General features: G+C 60.6%; 17 protein-coding genes. 15 read left to right on the top strand and 2 right to left on the bottom strand.

The window, feature by feature from the left end; translation table 11 throughout:
• Positions 1-65 precede the first annotated feature (65 nt).
• From JHW44_RS18305 to JHW44_RS18265, 9 genes are all read left to right on the top strand, one after another.
• Positions 66-1,310 carry an ABC transporter substrate-binding protein gene (locus JHW44_RS18305; RefSeq protein WP_089345105.1) on the top strand — a complete coding sequence of 415 codons (1,245 nt, stop codon included), beginning with the start codon at positions 66-68 and terminating at the stop codon, positions 1,308-1,310.
• 71 nt (positions 1,311-1,381) lie between these two features.
• On the top strand, positions 1,382-2,272 hold the full coding sequence (locus JHW44_RS18300) for a carbohydrate ABC transporter permease (RefSeq protein WP_089345106.1): 891 nt from the start codon (positions 1,382-1,384) through the stop codon (positions 2,270-2,272).
• Positions 2,273-2,275: 3 nt separating this feature from the next.
• A complete protein-coding gene (locus JHW44_RS18295) occupies positions 2,276-3,121 on the top strand; it encodes a carbohydrate ABC transporter permease (protein ID WP_089345070.1) in 846 nt (281 codons plus the stop codon).
• The gene (locus JHW44_RS18290) at positions 3,118-5,202 is read left to right on the top strand and encodes an alpha-galactosidase (protein ID WP_089345071.1); all 2,085 of its coding nucleotides are present in this window, start codon (positions 3,118-3,120) and stop codon (positions 5,200-5,202) included. The genes JHW44_RS18295 and JHW44_RS18290 overlap by 4 nt, the downstream gene beginning before the upstream one ends.
• An 87-nt stretch (positions 5,203-5,289) precedes the next feature.
• Positions 5,290-6,060, top strand: a complete 771-nt coding sequence (locus tag JHW44_RS18285) for an SDR family NAD(P)-dependent oxidoreductase (RefSeq protein WP_089345107.1) — start codon at positions 5,290-5,292, stop codon at positions 6,058-6,060.
• Entirely contained in the window at positions 6,057-6,998 is a 942-nt protein-coding gene (locus tag JHW44_RS18280; RefSeq protein WP_245847261.1) for a 2-dehydro-3-deoxygalactonokinase, read from the top strand. Before JHW44_RS18285 ends, JHW44_RS18280 begins: the two co-directional genes overlap by 4 nt.
• Positions 6,988-7,596: a 2-dehydro-3-deoxy-6-phosphogalactonate aldolase gene (locus JHW44_RS18275; RefSeq protein WP_089345073.1), complete on the top strand. Its 609-nt coding sequence runs from the start codon at positions 6,988-6,990 to the stop codon at positions 7,594-7,596. Before JHW44_RS18280 ends, JHW44_RS18275 begins: the two co-directional genes overlap by 11 nt.
• Complete coding sequence (locus tag JHW44_RS18270; protein WP_089345074.1) at positions 7,593-8,447, top strand: SMP-30/gluconolactonase/LRE family protein; 855 nt, start codon at positions 7,593-7,595, stop codon at positions 8,445-8,447. Before JHW44_RS18275 ends, JHW44_RS18270 begins: the two co-directional genes overlap by 4 nt.
• Positions 8,444-10,375 carry a beta-galactosidase gene (locus tag JHW44_RS18265; RefSeq protein WP_089345075.1) on the top strand — a complete coding sequence of 644 codons (1,932 nt, stop codon included), beginning with the start codon at positions 8,444-8,446 and terminating at the stop codon, positions 10,373-10,375. The genes JHW44_RS18270 and JHW44_RS18265 overlap by 4 nt, the downstream gene beginning before the upstream one ends.
• Here the strand turns inward: JHW44_RS18265 and JHW44_RS18260 are convergent, their stop codons facing one another.
• Positions 10,376-11,365 (bottom strand): Fic family protein, encoded by a 990-nt coding sequence (locus JHW44_RS18260; RefSeq protein ID WP_089345076.1) that lies wholly within the window; start codon positions 11,363-11,365, stop codon positions 10,376-10,378.
• 119 nt (positions 11,366-11,484) lie between these two features.
• Entirely contained in the window at positions 11,485-12,504 is a 1,020-nt protein-coding gene (locus JHW44_RS18255; protein WP_089345077.1) for a LacI family DNA-binding transcriptional regulator, read from the bottom strand.
• 202 nt (positions 12,505-12,706) lie between these two features.
• Here JHW44_RS18255 and JHW44_RS18250 point away from each other — a divergent pair, with 202 nt between their 5' ends.
• The 6 genes from JHW44_RS18250 (at position 12,707) to JHW44_RS18225 (ending at position 18,746) form a co-directional block, all read left to right on the top strand.
• Positions 12,707-13,972, top strand: coding sequence for an ABC transporter substrate-binding protein (locus JHW44_RS18250; RefSeq protein ID WP_089345078.1), 1,266 nt, complete (start codon positions 12,707-12,709; stop codon positions 13,970-13,972).
• Between the two features lie 64 nt (positions 13,973-14,036).
• Positions 14,037-14,879: a carbohydrate ABC transporter permease gene (locus JHW44_RS18245; RefSeq protein ID WP_089345079.1), complete on the top strand. Its 843-nt coding sequence runs from the start codon at positions 14,037-14,039 to the stop codon at positions 14,877-14,879.
• Positions 14,876-15,709: a carbohydrate ABC transporter permease gene (locus tag JHW44_RS18240; RefSeq protein ID WP_089345080.1), complete on the top strand. Its 834-nt coding sequence runs from the start codon at positions 14,876-14,878 to the stop codon at positions 15,707-15,709. Before JHW44_RS18245 ends, JHW44_RS18240 begins: the two co-directional genes overlap by 4 nt.
• Before the next feature lie 9 nt (positions 15,710-15,718).
• Complete coding sequence (locus JHW44_RS18235; protein ID WP_089345081.1) at positions 15,719-16,765, top strand: ABC transporter ATP-binding protein; 1,047 nt, start codon at positions 15,719-15,721, stop codon at positions 16,763-16,765.
• Positions 16,766-16,776: 11 nt separating this feature from the next.
• The gene (locus JHW44_RS18230; protein ID WP_089345108.1) at positions 16,777-18,063 is read left to right on the top strand and encodes an MGH1-like glycoside hydrolase domain-containing protein; all 1,287 of its coding nucleotides are present in this window, start codon (positions 16,777-16,779) and stop codon (positions 18,061-18,063) included.
• Entirely contained in the window at positions 18,060-18,746 is a 687-nt protein-coding gene (locus tag JHW44_RS18225) for a D-lyxose/D-mannose family sugar isomerase (protein WP_089345082.1), read from the top strand. Before JHW44_RS18230 ends, JHW44_RS18225 begins: the two co-directional genes overlap by 4 nt.
• Position 18,747: the final 1 nt, after the last annotated feature.

Genomic DNA, 18,747 nt, shown 5'->3' with positions numbered 1-18,747 from the left:
GTTGCAGATAGTTTTCAATATTCAAGACTAAGTTTCGAATAATGGAACCATTTTGGGAGGATTTCATGGTCCGTTATCGCACAGGCGCAGTGGCGCTTACCGCGGTTCTGATGATGTCCACCGCCGGCATGGCGCAGGACAAACGAGTCGTAACCTACAACGCTGATTTCGATCCTGCGCCGCTGGCGGCGATGGAAGAGGTGATCGCGTCTTTCGAAGAGGCCAACCCGGATATCGAGGTGCAGCTGAACAATTTCGATCACGAGGGCTACAAGACCTCGATTCGGAATTTCCTCAGCGCCGATGCCCCGGATCTGGCCAACTGGTATGCCGGCAACCGGATGAAACCCTTTGTCGATGCTGGCCAGTTCGCCGATGTCTCGGATGTCTGGGAGGAGCACGGGCTCAAGGACAAGCTGGCCTCGGCCTTGCCGTCGATGACCTTTGACGACAAGCAATGGGGCGTTCCCTATACCTACTATCAATGGGGCATCTATTATAACAAGGATGCCTATGAGGCAGCAGGCGTTGAAGTGCCCGGACCCGAAGGGGTCAGCTGGGATCAGTTCCTGCAGAACTGTGAAAAGTTCAAGGCGGCAGGCATTGACTGCGTGACGACCGGAACCAAGGCCCTGTGGCCGGGGGCGGGGATTTTCGATTATATCAACCTGCGCACCAATGGCTATGAATTCCATATGCAGTTGACCGCCGGGGAAGTCGCCTGGACGGATGACCGGGTCAAGGCGGCCTTCGCGGAATTTGCCAAGCTTCAGCCCTATCTGACCCGCAACCATGCCGCACTTGACTGGCAGGACGCGGCAGCATTGCTGGTTCAAGGCAAGGCCGCGAATTATGTCATGGGCAATTTCGCCGTTGCCGTCTTCAAGGAAGGCGGAATGACGAATGACAATCTTGGCTTCATGGGCTTCCCGGAAATCACCGAAGGGCTGCCCCGCGCCGAAGAGGCTCCGACCGATACGGTTCATCTGACCACGGGTGCCAAGAATCCCGAGGACGCCCGCAAGTTCCTGGCATATCTGGCTACGGCCGAGGCCCAGACCACCATCAACAATGCGATGGGTCAGTTGCCGATCAACAAGGACGCAACGGTTGGCGACGATCCCTTCCTGCAGGCTGGCTTCGAAATGCTGTCCACGGCCGATGGCGGGATCGCGCAGTTCTTTGACCGCGATGCTCCGGCAGAAATGGCCAAGGCCGGCATGGAGGGCTTCCAGGAATTCATGGTCAAGCCAGAGAATGTCGATCGGATCCTCGAGCGGCTCGAGAAGATTCGCGGCCGCGTTTACTGAGACCGATACTTGAACCAACCGGCTGTCCCGCATCTTCGGGGCAGCCGTCACCGAATGACCGGGGATTGAAGATGGCGAATACCGTCTGGAAGGCAAAGCGGCGGAACCTGGCTCCGTGGCTGTTCCTTGCGCCCGGGCTGATCATGTTCATCGTGTATGTGATCATCCCGATTTTCCAAAGCATGTGGATCAGCTTTTACGACTGGGACGGACTGGGCGAAAAGACATGGCTGGGATTGGCCAATTATGTCGAGCTGCTGGATGATGACGCGTTCTACACATCGCTGAAGAACAATGTGATCTGGCTGGTTCTGTATATGCTGGCGCTGCCGGCGGGCCTGTTCATCGCGATATTCCTGAACCAGTCGATCCGGGGAATGCGTCTTTACAAGTCGCTGTTCTTCTTTCCATTCGTGATTTCCCAGGTCGTGGTCGGCCTGATGTTTTCATGGTTCTACGCGCCGAATTTCGGGTTGTTCTACAATCTGATCGAAAGTTTCACTGGGCAGGGGATCGCCATTCTGGCCGATGACCGCTTCGTGACCTATGGCATCATTGTCGCTGGTCTCTGGCCGCAAATCGCCTATGTGATGATCCTCTATCTGACCGGTCTGAACAATGTTGCTCCCGACCAGATCGAGGCCGCGCGGCTTGACGGTGCGAAAGGCTGGAAGATGCTGTGGTATGTCGTCCTGCCGCAATTGCGCCCGGCGACCTTCATCGCTGTGGTGGTGACGGTGATCGGTGCCCTGCGATCCTTCGACCTTGTCTCGGTCATGACTGACGGCGGGCCCTATGGATCTTCGCGCGTGCTGTCCTTCTACATGTATGAACAGGCGCTTTCGGAATACGGGTATCGCATGGGCTATGGTGCCGCGATCGCCGTTGTTCTGTTCGCGATCATGATGGTCTTCATTTCGGGCTTCATCTGGAAGATGTGGCGCGACGAGAGGGGGCGCTGAGCCATGTTTCCACGTCCAATTGAACAAACCTCGCCAGCCAGCCAGTGGCTTTACAAGATCGCCGTGCCGGTCGCGCTCGTCGTGTGGCTGCTGCCCCTGCTGGGCGTGGCGCTGACCTCGATCCGGCCTGCAACCGACCTGGCCCAGGGCAACTACTTTGGCATTCCTTCGGCCATCGCGCTGGAGAACTACGTCCAGATTTTCACGGAATCGCCCATTGCCGGCTACATGCTGAATTCCTTCAAGGTCACGGTGCCGACCGTGATCGGGGCGGTTGCCCTGTCCTGCATGACCGGCTTTGCGCTGGCAATTTACGGCTTTCGCCTGAATCTGATCGTCTTCTTCATGTTCGTTGCGGGCAATTTCGTGCCTTTCCAGATCCTGATGGTTCCGGTGCGCGATCTGACGCTGAAAATGGGCATGTATAACAGCTGGACCGGGCTGGCGATGTTCCACATCGCCTTTCAGACCGGATTTTGCACCCTGTTCATGCGCAATTTCATCAAGGCATTGCCTTATGAACTGATCGAGGCGGCACGTGTCGAAGGTGTCACCGAGTGGCAGATCTTCTGGCATGTCGTCCTGCCCCTGATGCGTCCGGCCATCGCGGCGCTGTCGGTGCTGATCTTCACCTTCATCTGGAACGACTATTTCTGGGCGACGGTTCTGACCACCTCGGCGGAATCTCAACCGATCACGGCGGGGCTGTCGTCGCTGAACGGGCAATGGATCGCGCAATGGCATCTGGTCAGCGCGGGTTCGATCCTTGCCGCGCTGCCGCCGGTGCTGATGTTCTTCCTGATGCAGCGCCATTTCATTGCCGGTCTGACGCTTGGAGCCGTCAAATGAGCCATCTCTGGCATCTGCGCCATGATGATCAAAGCCTTGTCCTCGCCGCAACGGGCGGGGGCTTGCCTCGGGCAATCTATTGGGGGCCGGCGCTTTCCGGTGATGACAGCGAAGAGATGATGCTGGCCGCGGACCGTCTGGATTATACCGGCGGCATGATGGATGGCATTCCCGATCTGTCCATCTGTCCCGAGGCGCGCCGCAGTTTTCCGGGGCAACCGGGCATGGTGCTGCGGGCTGGTGATGGCACGCCCTTGGCACCGCGCCTTGTCCATGTCAGCGACGCGCGGGACGGCGGTGTCATCCGGCTGACCTATGGTGATGCCGATCTCGGGCTGACCTATGTGGCGACCTTCCGGCTGCATGCGACCTCGGGTGTCATCGAAGCCAGCGCCAGCCTGCATTCAGAGGTGCCGATCCGCGTCGAATGGCTGGCTGCTCCGGTGCTGCCCGCTCCGCAGCTTTCCGACGAGATGATCGATTTTTCAGGGCGCTGGATCGGTGAATTCCAACCCTGCCACAGCACCTGGGGCGCGGGCATCCGCATGCGCGAGTCCCGCACCGGTCGCAGTGGACATGAACATTTCCCCGGGCTGATCGTCCCGGTGCGTGGCGCGACGAATACGCAGGGGCAGGTCTATGCCTTCCATTACGGATGGTCGGGCGGTCATCGCATGATCGCCGAAGAGCTTCCCGATGGTCGCCGCCAGATCCAGTTCGGCCATGCCGCAGGCAGCGAACTGGAAGCAGGAACCAGCTTTCAGACAGCACCCTTGCTGATCAGTTTCTCCCAGAGGGGAATGAACGGCTGCGCCACGGCATTTCAGCGCCATTTCCGCGACACGATCATCCGTTTTCCCGATCCGGCGCGGGCGCGCCCGGTGCATTACAATTGCTGGGAAGCAGTCTATTTCGACCATGATGTCAGCGAATTGCAGCAGATTGCGACCCTGGCTGCGGATCTGGGGGCAGAAAGATTCGTGCTGGACGATGGCTGGTTCGGCAGGCGCGACAATGACCTGCGCGCGCTTGGTGACTGGACCGTCGATCCCCGGAAGTATCCCGACGGTCTGGACCCGCTGATCAACCACATCCACGGTTTGGGGATGCGCTTCGGGATCTGGTTTGAACCCGAAATGGTGAATCCCGACAGTGACCTGTATCGTGCCCATCCCGAATGGGCACTGGGGGATGCTGACCAGTTGCTGGGCCGCCAGCAGATGGTGCTGAACATGGCCCTGCCTGCGGTGCGGGACTATCTGCATGACCATATCGCGGCGATGCTGTCGCAATATCAGATCGACTATATCAAATGGGATCACAACCGCCTGCTGCCCATGCCGGATGCCGCGCAGACGCGGGGCATCTATGATCTGCTGGACCGGCTGCGTGCCGATTTCCCGCATGTTGAAATCGAAAGCTGTGCCTCGGGCGGGGGGCGGATCGACGCGGGGATATTGTCGCGCACGCATCGCGTCTGGCTGTCTGACAGCAATGATGCGCAGGAAAGATTGCGCATCCAGCACGACGCGGCGCTGTTCCTGCCTGCCTGTATCACCGGTAGCCATGTCGGTCCGCGTGAATGTCATACCTCGGGGCGGGTGCTCGATATTCGCTTTCGGGCATGGGTCGCGGCCCAACGACATATGGGATTCGAGATGGACCCGCGCGAGCTGACACCCGAGGAAGCCGGGGTCCTGCGCGATGTCACTGGCTGGTGGAAGGCCAATCGCGACTGGATGATGCAGGCTGATATCCTGCGGCTGGACAGCGCCGATCCCGCGGTGATCGCCGAACAGCAGCTGGCAGGCGACGGCGCGCGCTTCGTGGTGTTTGCCGGGATTGCGACCACCTCGGCGCAGATTTCCCAGCGCCCCCTTCACCTGACCGGATTGCAAGCCGATGCGCGTTATCGCGTCGATCTGCGCAACCGCGATGATGCCGGCCCTGCCTCGCGTGGCGAACCCGCATTGAAGTCTGGGCCCCTGGAACTGAGCGGCCAGTTCCTGATGAACCATGGTCTGATCCTGCCCAACAGCTTTCCCCAGCGCATCTGGGTGATCGAAGGCATGCGACTGTGACCGGACCGCGTCGCTGCGTGACAGGGGCGCGGTTACAGCAATTCCGGCGGGCAGAATGACCCGCCCCGACAGAACGGAGAGCCAATGATGAGTGAAATTGCGACCTATCATGATCTGAAGGATGCGTCGGTATTCATCACCGGCGGAGGGTCCGGCATTGGCGCCAGCCTGACCGAAGGCTTCCTGCGCCAGGGCGCGAAAGTGGCATTTGTCCAGCGTTCTGACAGCTCGGAATTCGTCGAGGAGATGTTCGACAAGACCGGCAACCGGCCGTTGTTCATCAAATGTGACATTACCGACACCGCGGCACTGCAGGGCGCGGTCGAACAGGCCGGGGCAGCTCATGGTCCGGTGACGGTGCTGGTCAACAATGCTGCCAATGACAAACGCCATAGCACGCTGGAGGTTGACGAGGAATTCTGGGACTGGTCAATGGCGATCAATCTCAAGGCCTATTTCTTCGCGGCGCAGGCGGTTCTGCCGCAAATGAAACAGGCGGGCGGCGGCTCGATCATCAATTTTTCCTCGATCAGCTACATGATGGGCAATGCGGGCTATCCGGCCTATGTCACGGCCAATTCCGGCATCAACGGCATGTCGCGCGCGCTGGCACGGGAATTCGGCCCCGATCGCATCAGGGTCAACGCGCTGGCACCCGGTTGGGTGCTGACGCAGAAGCAGAAAGACCTCTGGGTAACGCCTGAAGGTCTGGCGGCTCATCTTGATCGCCAATGCCTCAAGGATACGCTGGATCCTGATGATATTGTCGGCGGCGTGCTGTTCCTGGCATCGAAAGCGTCAAGAATGATGACCGGTCAGGCAATGGTCATTGACGGCGGCGTCGTGGTTACAGGATGAGCGGCACGGATTCCATGGAACCGGCTGCGCCGGAGTGGATTGCGGTGGATTGGGGCACCTCGAATCTGCGGGTCTGGCTGATGGATGCGCAGAACCGCGTCATTGCGGAACGCCACAGCGACAAGGGGATGTCCAGTTTGAGCGCGGCCGAATATGAACCGGTTCTGCTGGAGCTGATAGGCCCCGCCACCGGATCGGCGCGACGACTGGACGTGATTTGCTGCGGCATGGCCGGTTCGCGACAAGGCTGGGCCGAGGCGCCTTATCGCGCCGTGCCCTGTTCCCCGGTGGATTTCCTTGCCGCCACCCGGGTGGAAACCAACGATCCGCGCCTGTCGGTGCGTATCCTGCCCGGTTTGCGGCAGGATGTGCCCGATGATGTCATGCGCGGCGAGGAAACCCAGATCGGCGGCTTCCTGGCGGAAAAGCCTGATTTTGAAGGCACCGTCTGTCTGCCCGGGACGCATTGCAAATGGGTGCGCATCCGTGATGGAAAGGTGCTGGAATTCCGCAGCTTCATGACAGGAGAGTTGTTCGCCCTGTTGTCCGGGGCATCGGTCCTGCGCCATTCGGTCGATACGGATGAATTCGATCAGGAGCATTTCCTGATTGCCGTTATGGATGCGCTGAACGCGCCGCAGTCATTGACCAGCGAGCTGTTTTCGCTGCGCGCGGCCTCGCTGCTGCGCAATGTTGCGCCGGTGGCGACGCGCTCTCGCCTGTCGGGGCTGCTGATTGGCACCGAACTGGCCGCCGCGCGCAGCTTCTGGCAGGATCAACCCGTGGCGATCATCGGGGCCTCGGGGCTTGGACGGTCTTATCAGGCAGCGCTGGAAAGTCAGGGAAATACAGCAGAAATCTGCGATGTCGCAGAACAGACGATGCGCGGGCTTTGCGCTGCGCGCGCAGCATGGAAGGAAGTCACCAATGCAACGTGAGATTATCGCAATCCTGCGCGGGATCACGCCCGATCAGGCTGAAGAGGTCGCGACGGTCCTGATCGATGCCGGAATTTCCAAGATCGAAGTGCCGCTGAATTCGCCCCAGCCCTTTGACAGCATCCAGAAGATCCTGAAAATCGCCGGAGAGCGGGCCATTGTCGGGGCCGGGACGGTTCTGACGGTCGAGGATGTGCAGCAGTTGTCCTCGATCGGTGGCCAGATGGTCGTTTCGCCTGATTGCAATCCCGAAGTCATTGCCGCGACCAAGGCGATAGGGATGCTGTCCTATCCAGGCGTGATGACCCCCAGCGAGTGTTTCGCCGCTTTGCGCGCCGGAGCGGACGGGCTGAAGCTGTTCCCGGCCAGCCTGATCGGCACGGCGGGGCTTTCGGCAATGCGCGCAGTGCTGCCTGAAGGCACCAAGACCTATGCGGTCGGCGGTGCGGGGCCCGACAATTTTGCCCAATGGCAGCAGGCCGGGGCAGCCGGTTTCGGTATCGGCACCGCCATCTTCAAGCCCGGATTTTCCACGGACGAGGTTGCAAAACGTGCGCAGGAGATCGTGGCAGCTTATGACAGGGCCTATGGCGCATGACGGCTGAGGTCTTTTCCGACACGGTTTGCCGTTTGGGCGAAGGACCACTGTGGCATCCGCTGCGCGAGGAATTGTTCTGGTTCGATATTCTGGGCAAATCCATGTTTGCCAAGCCCCTGAACGGACCCGAACGTCGCTGGCATTTTGATGAACATGTCTCGGCGGCAGGCTGGATTGATCAAGACAGCCTGCTGATGGCTTCGGAGACAGGGCTCTATCGCTTTGATATCCAGTCTGGGCAGCGTGAACTGATCGTCTCGCTGGAGGCCGACAATCCGGTGACACGTTCCAATGATGGCCGCGCCGACCCATGGGGCGGTTTCTGGATCGGGACCATGGGCAAGAACGCCGAGCCAGGGGCCGGGGCGATCTATCGCTTCTATCGGGGCGAATTGCGCAGGCTGGTTTCAGACGTGACCATCACCAATGCAATCTGCTTTTCGCCTGATTCCCCACTTGCCTATTACGTCGATACGGCCAAGGGGCAGGTCATGCGACAGGCTTTGGAGGAAACGACCGGCTGGCCGCTGGATGCAGCAGAGGTCTTTCTTGATCTGTCCGGACAGGATTTCGGAGCCGATGGCGCCGTGACCGATGAAGACGGCAACTTTTGCGTGGCGCTTTGGGGTGCTTCGCGGGTGGACTGCTATGACCATGCGGGCCTGCTGATTTCTCAGGTGAAGATCCCCACGTCCCAGACCAGCTGTCCGGCCTTTGGTGGCCTGGATTTCAAGACCATGTTTGTCACCACAGCAGGTGATGGTGTCTCGGAACTGGGGGCTGGGATGACCTATGCCGCGCCGGTGGCCAATGCCGGACGCGCCGAACCGCAGGTGATATTGCAGGAATGAGCAAACGTGAGCTGGGGGTCTGCTATTACCCCGAACATTGGCCCGAGGCGCAATGGGCCGAAGATGCCCGCCGCATGGCTGAACTGGGCCTGGCCTGGGTGCGGATCGGCGAATTTGCCTGGGGCCGCGTCGAACCGAGGCCCGGGCAGTTCAACTGGGGCTGGTTGGACAGGGCCATCGAGGTTCTGGGTGCGCATGGTCTGAAGGTCGTGCTGGGGACGCCCACGGCGACGCCGCCCAAATGGGTGCTGGATCGCCATCCCGACATGCTGGCTGTGGATGCCCAAGGGCGTCCGCGCAAGTTCGGCTCGCGCCGTCACTATTGCTTCAGCCATCCGGGCTATCGTCAGGAATCCGCACGGATCGTGACGGAATTTGCGCGTCGCTATGGGCGCAACCTGCATGTCGGGGCATGGCAGACCGACAATGAATATGGCTGCCATGACACGGTGCTGTCATACTCGGATGCCGCACGCACGGCCTTTCGGGACTGGCTGCGCGCGCGCTTTCCGGCGCAGGATCGCAATGGCGGGGATATCGAGGCGTTGAACCGCGCATGGGGCAATGTCTTCTGGTCGATGGACTATGAGGATTTCGACGATATCGATCTGCCCAATCTGACCGTGACCGAGCCGAATCCGGCGCATGTGCTGGCCTTTCGCCGTTTCAGCTCGGATCAGGTGGTGCAATACAACCGCATGCAGGCCGAGATCATCCGGCAGTATTCCGACGCGCCTCTGTCCCACAATTACATGGGCCGGGTGACGGAATTCGATCACTACAAGCTGGGCGAAGATCTGGATATCGCGACCTGGGACAGCTATCCGCTTGGTTTTCTTGAGGACCGCGTTGGTGCGGGCGTCGAAGATCAGCGTCGTTTTGCACGTCAGGGCGATCCGGATTTTCAGGCCTTTCACCATGACCTCTACCGCGCTGTCGGGCGCGGGCGTTGGTGGGTGATGGAGCAGCAACCCGGCCCGGTGAACTGGGCACCCTATAACCCAGCCCCCGCGCCGGGAATGGTGCGGCTGTGGACATGGGAGGCCTTTGCCCATGGGGCCGAGGCCGTCTGCTATTTCCGCTGGCGTCAGGCCCCCTTTGCGCAGGAACAGATGCATGCCGGGCTGTTGCGCCCCGACAGCGCCGAGGCGGAAGGCTTTGACGAGGCGCGGCAGGTCGCGTTCGAACTGGCCGATGCACCGGATGTGCAGCCCGTGACAGCCCCTGTCGCCCTGATCTTCGACTATGATGCGGAATGGGCCTGGGCGGTGCAGCCACACGGCAAGGGGCTATCCTATTTCGGGTTGGTGCTTGACCATTACCGTGCGCTGCGGCGTGCCGGTCTTTCGGTGGATATCATCCCCCCCGATCACGACGCGCTGGCGGATTACCGGGTCATTCTGGCACCTGGTCTGATGCATATGCCCGCGCGGCTGAAACAGGCGCTGGCGGAATGCGGCGCACAGGTTCTGCTGGGGCCGCGCAGTGCCGCGCGCGATGCGCATATGAACATACCTGTCCCGCTACCACCCGCACTGCCCGGATTGAAAGTGACCGTAAGCCGTTGTGAAAGCCTGCGTCCCGACCTCCCCGAAGCGATCGAGGGCGGCGGTCAGATCACCGGCTATCGCGAGCATCTGGAGCATGACGGGCAGGTCGTGCTGCAGGACGCGCAGGGTCGTGCGCTGGCTGTGCGAGACGGCAATCTTGTCTATATGGGGGCATGGGGCGACGCCCGGGCGCTTGATCGTCTGGTCGCCGATCTGTGTGAGCGCAGCGGTCTTGCACATATGGCGCTGCCTGATGGGGTGCGCTGCCGCGATACCGCCAGCGAACGCTTCTGGTTCAATTACAACACCGAAGCGGTCGACCTGCCCGGTATGGGTGAGTTGCCGGGTTGCGCTGTGTTGCGCCAGCCGTGCCCCTGATCAGGCCGCAGCCGTCCACAAGCGAAAACGTCTGGTGCCGGTGATTTCGCGCACCAGACCCATCGCCAGCATCCGGCTGAGCAGCCGTTCGGCAGTGTCCCGGCTGATCCCGGCATGTTCTTCCACCATGGCGGTGGTCATCAGCGGTTGCGCGGCCAGCGCGGCGATCACCCGAAGCGAATTGCTGCCCTTGATCCGTGACGTGCGCGATCTGGCCTCTTCGGCCCAGCTGTTGACACGCAGCAGTTGCACCCTTGCCTCGGCTGCGCCCTCGGCCACCGCTTCCAGATGCCGGGTCATCCTGTCGACGGGGTTGCCGCTGTCATTCCAGATCCTGCGGCCATGCCGTCCCAGTGGCACGAAGGTCAGGGTTTCGCAGCAGGCGGCCATGGAACGCCCGGTCCATACGGCCGCCTCGGTCAGATCATCGGCAGGCGACAACTCGGCCAATCGCCACAGGATACGGGCAACCGGAGGGCGTGCCAGCGGATGCAGGCCGTCGAACTCTTCCAGTTTGCGGGCGAATTCCTCGCTGGCCTCATCGAATTCATCCCCGGCGGGGCGCAGCGCCATGGGCTCGGCCAGTCTTGACATATCGGCTTTGCGCAGGCCCAGGAAATCCCGGGTGTCGTCCAACTGGCCACGACCCTCCAGGCGACGCAGGGCCCAACGCGCCAGATGCATGGCACTCAGATCTGTGTCGGCCCGCGCCTGCATGACGTCGCGGCCGATTTCCTCGCGCCGGATCGGGGTCCCTTGCGCCCAGAGCATGGCCTCGACTTCGATCAGGGCAATGCGGCGGATGGCGCCAGCCTGCCAACCCCGCGGCATGCCCGCGATCAGCGCGTCCAGCCGCCCCACGGCCAAGGCCGCCATTGCCATGGGTCCGGCGCATTCGGCCTGAGCAGCATACCATGGCGGCGCGGGCACAGCCTCTTGATGCATCGCGACGGGCAGGGGAGGTTCAAAGGGAGGGCTGTGGTGGTCCATGTCGTCCGCTGTTCAACTGTGTCGCCGTCCCATGATAACGGCTTTGTGCGCAATGGACAGGTCTTGGCCAGGCCAATTTGCAGCTGGGCCATCTTTGTGACAACGGGACGAGCGCAGGCCTAACTCGCTGCCGATTGGTGCAGGGTGTTGGTTGTTGCGCCCGTGATCAGCTCGCCGTGGACCAGCAGCTCTGCATAGGGTGCTGCAGGCGTGCGGATTCGGCGGATCAATGTCTCTGCCAGGGTCTGGCCCAATTGATAGGGCCGGATCGATATGGTCGTCAGCGGTTCGGCGGCCAGCGCGGCCTCTTCGATCCCGTCAAAGCCGACCACGGAAACATCCAGACCCGGCCGCAGCCCTGCGCGGGCAAGGGCCAGCGTGGCGCCAAGGGCGATCATGTCGCCATTGCACACCACCGCAGTCACTTCGGGATGGGCGACATGCAACTGCTGAAAGGCCTGCATGCCGGCCTTCCGGCTGTCGTCACAGGGCCAGATGACGGGCTGGGCCAGATTGCGCTCGGCCATGATTTCGCGATAGCCGGAAATCCGGTCAAGACGGGATTCAACATCCAGATTTCCGCCGAGATAGGCGATGCAGCGATGCCCCAGATCGGCCAGATGCGTGGTCGCGAGGCGTGTGGCCGCACGATTGTGAATGCCGACATGATCAGCGGCATGACCGGCTGCGTGCCGCAAGAAAGTTACATTTGGCACGCCATGCGTGTGCAGCAGGGCGACCGTATCTGCTGGCGTATCGCGTGCGGGAACCCACATCAGCCCGGCACGGGCGCTGCGCACCAGCAGCTCGATCTGGCGACGTTGGCGTGTGGCATCGTCCCGGCTGTCGAGAACCGAGGCGAGATAGCCCTGACTGTCCAGAAAATCGGTGACGCCGCTGACGACCTCGGCATTGAAAGGGTTGGCGACGTTATGGACCAGCAAGCCGACTTCGCGCACTTCGCCCGAGCGCATCGAGGCCGCGCGCCCGTCAGGCACATAGTTCAGCCTTTTGGCCGCGTTCATCACCTTTTCACGCGTGTCTTCCGAGATGCGACCAACGCCGCGCAGGACCTGACTGACAGTGGCGACCGAGACTTCGGCCTCGGCTGCGACAGATCGGAGAGTTGGTTTCTTCATGATTTCCGCCAGATGTATCGTTTTGGCAGATTTCCGTTGTCTGCCTTAGAATATTACCTTGCTGCCGCAAAAAATTGCAATAATGAAAGTGTTTGACAGTGATATAACGTTATATCAAACTGGTGGCACGAGGAATCGCCGGTCAGTGCAAGGCCAGGGTGGTTGGAATTGCTGCATCTCGCGGCTTCTTGGGAGGAAGACAATGAAATCATTCAAGCCAATTCTTGGTGCAGTTTCGGGTCTGGCGCTAATGCTGGGTGCGGTTTCCGCGCAGGCGGAAGTGCTGTTCTGGTCGACGCAGGCGCAACCTGTCGAGGAAACGCAGAAGATGCGCGATGAGGTCGTGGCCGGGTTTGAAGCCGGTGTCGATTACCAAGCGCCGGAAAGCGGTCCGTGGCTGACACGTGCGCAGGCCGAATTGTCCGCCGGATCGGGGGCCGTCGGGGTTCTGGGTGGTCTGCACGGCGATCTGACCGCCGTGCGTGGTGGGCTTGCCGATCTGAGCGATATCGATATTTCGGCAATTCCTGCCGAACTGGCGGCCCTGGGCAAGCTGGATACCGAGCAGCAGAAATACATCCCATGGATGCAGGCCACATTCCTGATGGTGGCCAACAAGAAGGCGCTGGCATACTTGCCCGAAGGCGCGGATCTGAATGCGCTTACCTATGATCAGCTGATCGATTGGGCCAAGGCCATGGCCGAGGGCGAGGGCGGTCCCAAGTTCGGCTTTCCGGCCGGTCCCAAGGGGCTGAAACACCGTTTTTTCCAAGGTTTCCTTTTGCCCAGTTATACCGGCTCGACGGTCAACGAATTCCGCTCTGCCGAAGCCGAAGAAGCCTGGGGCAAGTTTCGGGAACTGTGGCAATATGCCAACCCTGCCTCGACCAATTACAACTTCATGCAGGAGCAGCTGGTCAATGACGAGGTCTGGCTGACATTCGATCACATCGCCCGCATTTCCGAGGCATTCAACACGCGGCCCGACGATTTCGTGGCCTTTCCGGTTCCGGCCGGACCCAAGGGACGCGGATTCATGACCGTGGTTGCCGGTATGGGCGTGCCCGAAACTGCGCCAGACATGGCCGAGGCCAAGGCTCTGATCGATTATATGCTGAAGCCTGAAACCCAGCTTGCGACCTTGCGTGCCACCAATTTCTATCCGGTTGTGTCGGTTGATATGCCGGATGACGTTCCGGCATCGGTCAAGGCCTCGGGCCCGGCCATTGCGACCATGACGGCGGCCGAAGATGCGCTGCCTGTTCTGTTGCCGATGGGCATGGGCGATCTGAACGGCCAGTTCAATCAGGTCTATGTCGACACATTCGAACAGATCATCCTCGCCGGACGCGAAATCCGCCCGACGCTGGAACAGCAGGCCGAGGCCCTGCGTGCGCTGATGGATGAAGCGCAGGCACCCTGCTGGCTACCGGATGCGCCCTCCGAAGGAGCATGTCCGGTCAATTAATCCCTGGGCGCATGGTTGCGGCCATCCAGGCCGCACCAGCCAATCCTGAATTCACGGGGTCATCATGCCGCGCTATATTCCCTATCTGCTGTTGCTGCCCGCAACGGTGTTTCTGATCATATTCTTTCTGTATCCGTTCACGCAGGTGGCCATCGAGAGCTTTACCTCGAACGGGAGCTGGAGCCTTGCGAATTTCCAGAAGGCAAGCAGCCACTGGAAATTCGGCGAAGCCTTCAAGAACACCATGCTGCTGGCGGCGCTGGTCGTGCCAATCCAGCTTGCCATGTCGCTGACCATGGCGACCGTGGTGCAAAAGCTGCAAAAGGGCCGCAGCGCGATCCTGTATATCTTCGCGATTCCGCTGGGGATTTCGGATCTGGCGGCGGGGCTGATCTGGCTGTCGATTTTTGAACAATCGGGCTTTCTCAACAGCATTCTGGTCAATATGGGGCTGATCGAAAAGCCGATCCTGTATCTCAGCTATCAGTCGCCATGGGTCATCCTGTTCGCGATCATGCTGGCCGAGATATGGCGCGCAACCGCGATCATGATGGTGATCCTCGTTGCGGGTCTGGGGCTGATCCCGCGCGAATATGGCGAGGCCGCCGAAGTCTTTGGTGCAACCCGCTGGCAGCGCTTCTACAAGGTCACGCTGCCGATGCTGCGCCCCTCGCTACAGACGGCGCTGATCCTTCGCGTCATTCTGGCATTCGAGGTTTTTGCCGTGGTGATCGCCTTGGGTGGCACCCAGATGCCGGTGCTGATGAGCGAAACCTTCAACTGGCAATTCAACCTGCAGGACCGTGGCGTCGCCGCCGCTTATGCGATGGTGATTCTGGCGGTTTCAGTCGTGTTCACACTGATCATTCTGCGTGCGCTGCACGTTCCCAAGGAGGCACGGTCATGAGCGATACCGTCACGGCTCCCCCTTCGGTCCGCAAGGCCGGACGCTGGGTCTTTATCAGCGGCGTGGTGCTGCTTTGCGTCTGGACGCTGCTGCCAATCTATCTGCTGATGGTCAACGCGCTCTCCACCCCGGAAGAGGTGAACGGATTTCCCAAATCCTTCATTCCGTCATTCGATCTGACTTCGCTGCGCTTCTTCCTGGAATTCGAAGGCGTGCTGAACGCCCTGTGGAATTCAATCCGGGTGGCGGTGGTCACCATGATCCTGTCAATCGGCCTTGGGGCACCTGCGGGCTATGCACTGTCGCGTTTTGACTTTCCGGGCAAGGAAGTATTCCGCTTTCTGGTGGTGATGACGCGGGCCTTCCCCCTGCCTTTGCTGGCGCTGCCGCTTGCGGTGATGTTCCTGCGCGTGGGTCTGGACGATTCGATTCTGGGTCTGGCGCTGGTGCATACGACGCTGGCGTTGCCCTTTGCGGTCCTGATCACCTTTTCGCTGTTTTCCGGGATTCCCTTTGAACTGGAAGAGGCCGCCTTCACTCTGGGCTGCACGCGAATTCAGGCCTTTCGCAAGGTGGTGCTTCCGCTGGCCGCGCCCGGAATTGCTGCCAGCGCGGTCTTTGCCTTCGTCATCTCTTGGAACGAGGTCTTCGCGGCAGCCGTGCTGACCATCAAGAACCGCACGTTGACCGCATTTCTGATGCAATCCCTCGACTGGTCGCCACTGCACCTGAAATTCGCCGGGGCTGCCGCACTTGTCCTTCCCGCCCTCATCTTCATCTTCGCGGTCAGAAAATATCTGTTCGCGATGTGGGGCATTGCAAACCGATAGGAGCCGAACATGGCCGAGATCCAGATCAAGGGCGTCGCCAAGTCATTCGGGGCCTTTACCGCCCTGCACTCTGTCGACATGACCATTTCCGACCGCGAATTCATGGTGCTTCTGGGCGCCTCGGGTTGCGGCAAGACCACGTTGTTGCGCATCATTGCCGGGCTGGAGACACCGACACAGGGCGAAGTGTGGATCGGCGGGCGCCGCGTCGATCACCTGCCGCCCAAGGAACGCGGCATCGCGATGGTGTTCCAGAACTATGCCGTCTTTCCGCATCTGACCGTGTTCGAAAACATCGCCTTCGGGCTACGGATGCAAAAGATGGCACAGCCCGAGGTTCAGCGCCGCGTGAACCGCTGCGCCGAACTGATGCATATCGAACAATTGCTCAAACGCTATTCGGGCCAGCTTTCAGGCGGCCAACGCCAGCGTGTTGCCGTGGCCCGCGCCTTGGCGATGGAGCCTGAAGTGATCCTTATGGACGAACCCTTGTCCAATCTGGATGCCTTGTTGCGTCTGGAAATGCGGTCCGAACTGAAAGGTGTGCTGGCAGAATCCAAGACCACGGCCATCTATGTGACCCATGATCAGGTCGAAGCCATGAGTCTGGCGGATCGGATCTCGGTCATGAACGGCGGTCATATCGTCCAATCCGCCGATCCGGTCGAGGTTTATCGCAACCCCGCGGCGCGTTTCGTCGCCGGTTTCATCGGCAACCCGCCGATGAATTTCCTGCCGGCCAGACAGACGGGAGCTGGGCGATATCACGTTGCGGGAACCGATGTCATTGGACCCGATACCGATGCCCGGATCGAATATGCCGTGCGCCCCGAAGACCTGACTCTGACCGAGCCAGGGCAGGGACTGAGTGCCACCATCCGTGTGGTCGAGCCTCTTGGTGCCCATATTCTGGTGACCTGCGATGTAGAGGGCGCCTCATTTCGCGCGATTATCGACAGTGACGCACGCGTCAAGCCGGGGGACCGCCTGAACCTGGCGCCAATGCCTGACCGCGTGCGATGGTTTGACAAAGAGACCGGGCTTTCGGTCCAGTAGAGATGACAGATATGCCAGAACAAGCCGATGACCTGATGGCGCGTGCCGTCGAGATCATGACCGAGAATGACAGAGGCAGCTATACCGTTCCGACCAAAGGGCTTTATCCATATCAATGGAACTGGGACAGTTGCCTGACTGCTCTGGGACAGGCGCATTTCGACGAAGCGCGCGCCTGGACCGAGATTGAAACCCTGATGGCGCATCAATGGCCCTGCGGGATGGTGCCACACATCATTTTTCACGAGAAGAGCGACAGCTACTTTCCCGGGCCGGATACCTGGCAGACCGGCAGGCCCGTCCCGACGACAGGGATCACCCAGCCGGCAGTGGCGGGATTTGCCATGGCGCGTCTGCTTTCGCGGGCCAAGGATCGTTCGGCGGCGCTGAGGCGCGCCCGCGCGTTGCTGTTCAAGGTCAGCGCATGGCATGACTGGTTCTATCGGACCCGCGATCCCCAAGGGACCGGACTGGTCGCGATCATCCATCCATGGGAATCCGGGCGCGACAATTCGATTGACTGGGACGCAGCCCTGGCCCGCGTTCCAACCGAGGGGCTTGAGCCCTTCACCCGTCAGGACATCCTGCATGCCAATCCCGATCACCGGCCCACGCAGGCGCAATATGATCGCTATATCTGGCTGGTCCAGCATTTCCGCGGGCTTGGTTGGGATACGTCACGGCTGCATGATGCGTCACCTTTCAGGGTGGTGGATCCTGGTTTCAACGCAATCCTGATCCGCGCCTGTGACGAGCTGGCCGATCTGGCGATGGAACTGGGCGAAACCGAATTGGCCGCGCGCAACCGTGCCTATGCCGAACGCGGCCGGGCAGCGCTAGAAAGCCTGTGGGATGACAAACTGGAGCAGTATCTGTGCTTTGACCGGGCAATCGGTGCCGCCGTTGACAGCCCGTCAATCGGCGGCATTCTGGCGGTCTTTGCAGGTCTGCCTGATCATCGCGTGGATGCTCTGGCTCGGCGGGTCGGATTGCTGGCCCGTCGCTGTGGCTTTCTTGTGCCCAGCCATGATCCTGCTGCCAAAGGGTTTGAATCGCTGCGTTATTGGCGCGGGCCGGTCTGGCTGGTGGTGAACTACATGATTGCCGATGGATTCGCAAAAGCCGGGCACCGGCAGGTGGCGAAGCATATCGACGACGACAGCCTGCGCCTGATTGCCGAGTCGGGATTTGCAGAATATTACGATCCCATTACCGCAGAGCCTTGCGGCGGCGGGCGCTTTACCTGGACCGCCGCGATGGTCCTGGAAATTCTGAATGGACAAAAGGCAGCCGCATGAAACGTTCCCGCATCAACAGCATCATGGCCGAAGCAGATCAGATGATCCGCGAGTACGGCTTTGTCCTGCCCCCCTTCGCCCGCTGGACGCCCGAGGAATTCCGCGCCCGTGCCTCGCAGGCGCGTCACGTCATCGACGCGCGCTGTGGCTGGGACATCACCGATTACGGTGCCGGAAACTTCGATGAAATGGGGCTGTTCCTGTTCACCCTGCGCAACGGGCTGTTGTCCGATCTGCAAAAGGGCACCGGCATGTGCTATGCCGAGAAGCTACTGATTTCGCGTCAGGATCAGCTGTCCCCGATGCATACCCATGTCATCAAGGCCGAGGACATCATCAATCGGGGCGGTGCGACCCTGGTGATCGAACTGTATGGCAGCGACGATCACGGCAATTTTGCCGAGGATCGCGGCGGGCGTGTCTGGTGCGATGGTATCGCGCATGATTACGCGGCGGGAGAGAAGCTGAAACTGGCTCCGGGCGAAAGCGTGACCCTGCGACCTGGCGACTGGCATGCCTTCTGGGGCGAGGGTGGCGATGTGCTGATCGGCGAGGTTTCCACCGTGAACGATGACGAGACGGACAATATCTTCCGCGAACCCATCGGCCGGTTTTCCTCGATCGAAGAGGACGAGGAGCCGACGCATCTTCTGGTCAGCGATTACGCACGGATGCTGGGGTGAT

Origin of the sequence: Paracoccus seriniphilus (assembly GCF_028553745.1) — a bacterium.
Classification (GTDB): domain Bacteria; phylum Pseudomonadota; class Alphaproteobacteria; order Rhodobacterales; family Rhodobacteraceae; genus Paracoccus; species Paracoccus seriniphilus.
Note: the sequence above shows the minus strand (reverse complement) of the source record. Positions and strands in the feature narration are given on the sequence as shown.